The following is a 3810-nucleotide window of genomic DNA, read 5'->3' as shown; positions in this document are numbered from 1 at the left end:
TGCCCGCCGCCGATGGTTCCTTGGATGGCTTTGGGCGTCACGATCATGATGGCGCCGGTTTCGCGCGGGGCTGAGCCGCGCGTGCGGGTGATCTCGACCCGGATCATCTTGCGTTCTCGATGGCCATGAGCATTCGTTCCGGGGTGGCCGGTGCGTCGATGCGTGGGTTTTCGCGATAGCCGTTGAAGGATGCGACGGCCATGTTCAGCGCCTGGAAGACCGAGATGCCCAGCATGAAGGGCGGCTCGCCCACGGCCTTGGACCGCTTGATGGTGTTTTCGCGGTTCACCGACCAGTCGGCCAGGTTGACGTTGAAGACCTTGGGCCGGTCCGAGGCGAGCGGGATCTTGTAGGTGGAGGGGGCATGGGTCTTCAACTGGCCCTTCTTGTCCCACCACAGCTCCTCGCTGGTCAGCCAGCCGGTGCCCTGGACGAAGGCGCCCTCGACCTGGCCCTTGTCAAGCGCGGGGTTCAGGCTGCGGCCGACGTCATGGAGCACGTCGGCGCGCTCGATCACGTATTCGCCGGTCAGGGTGTCGACCGCGACTTCGGCGCAGGCGGCGCCATAGGCGAAGTAATAGAAGGGCCGGCCCTGGCCGGTGTCGCGGTTCCAGTGGATCTTGGGCGTCTTGTAGAAGCCCGCGGCCGACAGCTGGATCCGGGCCATATAGGCGGATTTGACGAAGTCCTGAAAGGACATCTCCTCGTCGCCGATGCGGGTGGTCTCGCCGATGGTGACGAGTTCGGGGGCAATGCCCCTGGTTTCGGCGGCGAAGGCGGTCAGGCGCTCGATCAGCTGGCGGCAGGCGTCCAGCGCCGCCATCCCGTTCAGGTCCGACCCCGAGCTTGCGGCGGTGGCCGAGGTGTTCGGCACCTTCTCGGTCGTGGTCCTGGTGATCCTGATGCGGTCGATGTGGACGCCAAGCGCCTCGGCCACGACCTGGGCGACCTTGGTGTTCAGGCCCTGGCCCATCTCGGTGCCGCCGTGGTTCAGGTGGATCGAGCCGTCCGAATAGACATGGACCAGCGCGCCGGCCTGGTTGAACCAGGTCGCGGTGAAGCTGATGCCGAACTTGACCGGGGTGATCGCGATGCCCTTGCGGATGACGCCGCCCCGCGCATTCCAGTCAAGCACGGCCTGCCGGCGCGCGTGATAGTCCGACGACGCTTCCAGTTCGTCGAAGATGCGGGGCAGGATCTGGTCCTCGACCTCCTGGTGATAGGGGGTCAGCTGGCCGTTCCGGTAAAGGTTCAGCTTGCGGATCTCCAGCGGGTCGCGCCCCAGCGCATAGGCGATATCCTCGACCACGCGCTCGGCCATGACGACGCCCTGGGGTCCGCCGAAGCCGCGGAAGGCGGTGTTCGAGCAGGTATTGGTCTTCATCGGATGGCTGCGCAGTTCCACCGCCGGATAGTAATAGGCGTTGTCGGCATGGAACAGGGCGCGGTCGGTCACCGGGCCGGACAGGTCGGCCGAGAAGCCGCAGCGGGCATAGAAGTCGGCCTCGACCGCGTGGATCTTGCCGGTTTCGTCGAAGCCGACCTCGTAATCGATGACGAAGTCGTGGCGCTTGCCGGTGATCTGGAAGTCGTCGTCGCGGTCGGGGCGCAGCTTGACGGCGCGGTTCAGCCGTTTCGCGGCCAGCGCGGCGGTGACGCAGAAGATGTTCATCTGCGATTCCTTGCCGCCGAAGCCGCCGCCCATGCGGCGCACGTTCACCACCACCGCGTTCGAGGGCACGGCCAGGACATGGGCGACCATGTGCTGGACCTCGGTCGGGTGCTGGGTCGAGGTATGGATGACGATCTCGTCATCCTCGCCGGGCAGGGCGAAGGCGATCTGGCTTTCCAGATAGAAATGCTCCTGCCCGCCGACGGTCAGGCGGCCCGAAAGGCGGCGGGGGGCGTGTCCCATCCCGGCCATGTCGCCGCGGGCCAGCTTCAGCGGCTTGGTGACATAGCCCATGCCGGCGTCGCGGGCGGCGATGGCGTCCAGCGCGAAGGGCAGTTCCTCATAGGTGACGCGGGCCAGCTGGCAGGCGCGGCGGGCCTGGTCGCGGGTCTCGGCGACCACCGCAAAGATCGGCTGGCCCAGGAACTGGACCTCGGGGAAGGCGAAGACCGGGTCGTCATGCAGCCCGTTCGGGCTGATGTCGTTGACGCCGGGAATGTCATCGGCGGTCAGGACCAGGTGGACGCCGGGGGCGTTGCGCACCGCCGACAGATCCATCTCGGTGATGCGGCCATGCGCCACCGTCGACAGCCCCAGATAGGCATGCAGCGTGCCGATCGGCTCGGCCAGGTCGTCGGTGTAATCGGCCCGGCCGGTCACGTGCTTCACGGCCGAGTCGTGGATGATCGAGCTGTGGGCGGCGCCCTTGACGATGACGTCCTGTTTCATTCCACCCTCCTCAGGCGGTGTTCCGCGCCCGACTGTTCCAGCCAGAAGCGGCGGAAGAAATTGGCGGCGAGTTGCTGGCGGTATTCGGCGCTGGCGCGCCAGTCGCTGAGCGGCTGGAAATCGTCCGCGACGGCAAGGGCAGCGGCCTCGAAGGTCTCGGCGGCAAAGGGCTGGCCCTTCAGCGCGGCCTCGGCGCGGGTGGCGCGTTTCGGGGTCGCGGCCATGCCGCCAAAGGCCACGCGGGCGTCGATGATCGTCGCGCCCTCGGTCACCACCCGGAAGGCCGCGGCCGAGGCGGTGATGTCGGCATGGTGGCGTTTCGAGACCTTGTAGGCGGCGATGCGGGCCTCGCCCTTCAGCGGCACATGGATGGTCTCGACGAATTCGCCGGGGCGGCGGTCCTGCTTGCCATAGGCGATGAAGTAATCCTCGACCGGGATCTCGCGCGTGCCCTCGGCGCTGCGCAGCGTCATCGTGGCGCCAAGCGCGATCAGCAAGGGCGGGGTCTCGCCGATGGGCGAGCCGTTGGCGACATTGCCGCCGATGGTGCCGGCGTTCCGGACCTGCCAGCCGCCGATGCGCCGCCAGTAATCCAGCGCCTCGGGGAAATGGGCCAGCACGAAGGGCTCGAATTCGGTATAGGTCACGCCCGCGCCGATGCTGATGCGGCCCGGCGTGATCTCGATCCGCTTCAGGTCGGCCAGGTGGCCGATGAACACCGCGGGCGAGATGTTCTTCAGGAATTTCGTGACCCACAGGCCCACATCGGTGGCCCCGGCGGCGATGGTGGCATTGGGGTTCTCGGCCAGGACCTGCGCCAGATCGGCCGCATCCGCCGGCAGGATGGCGCGGTCGCCGCCCTGCGAGACCTCGACCCGTTCGCGCGGGAGGGCGGCCAGCCAGGCGGTGACCCGGTCGCGTTCCAGCGCCAGCGCGTCCATGTTCTGCCCGCCCGCCTCGCTGGCGGCAAAGGCCGCCTTCACGATCGGCTCATAGCCGGTGCAGCGGCACAAGTTGCCCTGCAGCGCGGTCTCGATCGCCAGCATGTCCGGGCGCGGGTTCTGCATCCACAGCCCGTAAAGCGCCATGACGAAGCCCGGCGTGCAGAAGCCGCACTGGCTGCCGTGATGTTCGACCATCGCCGCCTGAACCGGGTGCAGCCCGCCATCCGGACCGCGCAGATGCTCGACCGTGACGATGTGGCAGCCGTGGCACGAGGCCAGGAACCGGATGCAGGCATTCACCGGCTCGTAATGCAGATGCCCGTGATGCAGACGACCCACCAGAACCGTGCAGGCGCCGCAATCACCCTCGGCACAACCCTCCTTCGTCCCCGTCAGCCGGCGGCTCAGGCGAAGATAGTCAAGTAACGTATCCCGAGATCCCGCCGCGCTCAGGCTGATCTCGGT

3 protein-coding genes are annotated in these 3810 nt (G+C 67.4%); all 3 read right to left on the bottom strand.

Features of this window, described 5'->3' with window-relative positions; all coding sequences use genetic code 11:
- The coding region (locus RM190_RS23190; RefSeq protein WP_311761849.1) for an XdhC family protein at positions 1-107 on the bottom strand (107 nt) is incomplete at its 3' end.
- Complete coding sequence (xdhB, locus tag RM190_RS23185) at positions 104-2401, bottom strand: xanthine dehydrogenase molybdopterin binding subunit (RefSeq protein ID WP_311761848.1); 2298 nt, start codon at positions 2399-2401, stop codon at positions 104-106. The genes xdhB and RM190_RS23190, both read right to left, overlap by 4 nt.
- Positions 2398-3810 (bottom strand): xanthine dehydrogenase small subunit (gene xdhA / locus RM190_RS23180; RefSeq protein WP_311761847.1); only part of this gene is annotated, 1413 nt, incomplete at its 5' end. The genes xdhB and xdhA, both read right to left, overlap by 4 nt.

The sequence above is a fragment of the Paracoccus broussonetiae genome, assembly GCF_031854425.1.
GTDB classification, from domain to species: domain Bacteria; phylum Pseudomonadota; class Alphaproteobacteria; order Rhodobacterales; family Rhodobacteraceae; genus Paracoccus; species Paracoccus broussonetiae.
Note: the sequence above shows the minus strand (reverse complement) of the source record. Positions and strands in the feature narration are given on the sequence as shown.

Coding starts and splice junctions, on each gene's coding strand:
- xdhB (WP_311761848.1), bottom strand. CDS start 2,401: ATGAAACAGGACGTCATCGTCAAGGGCGCCGCCCACAGCTCGATCATC.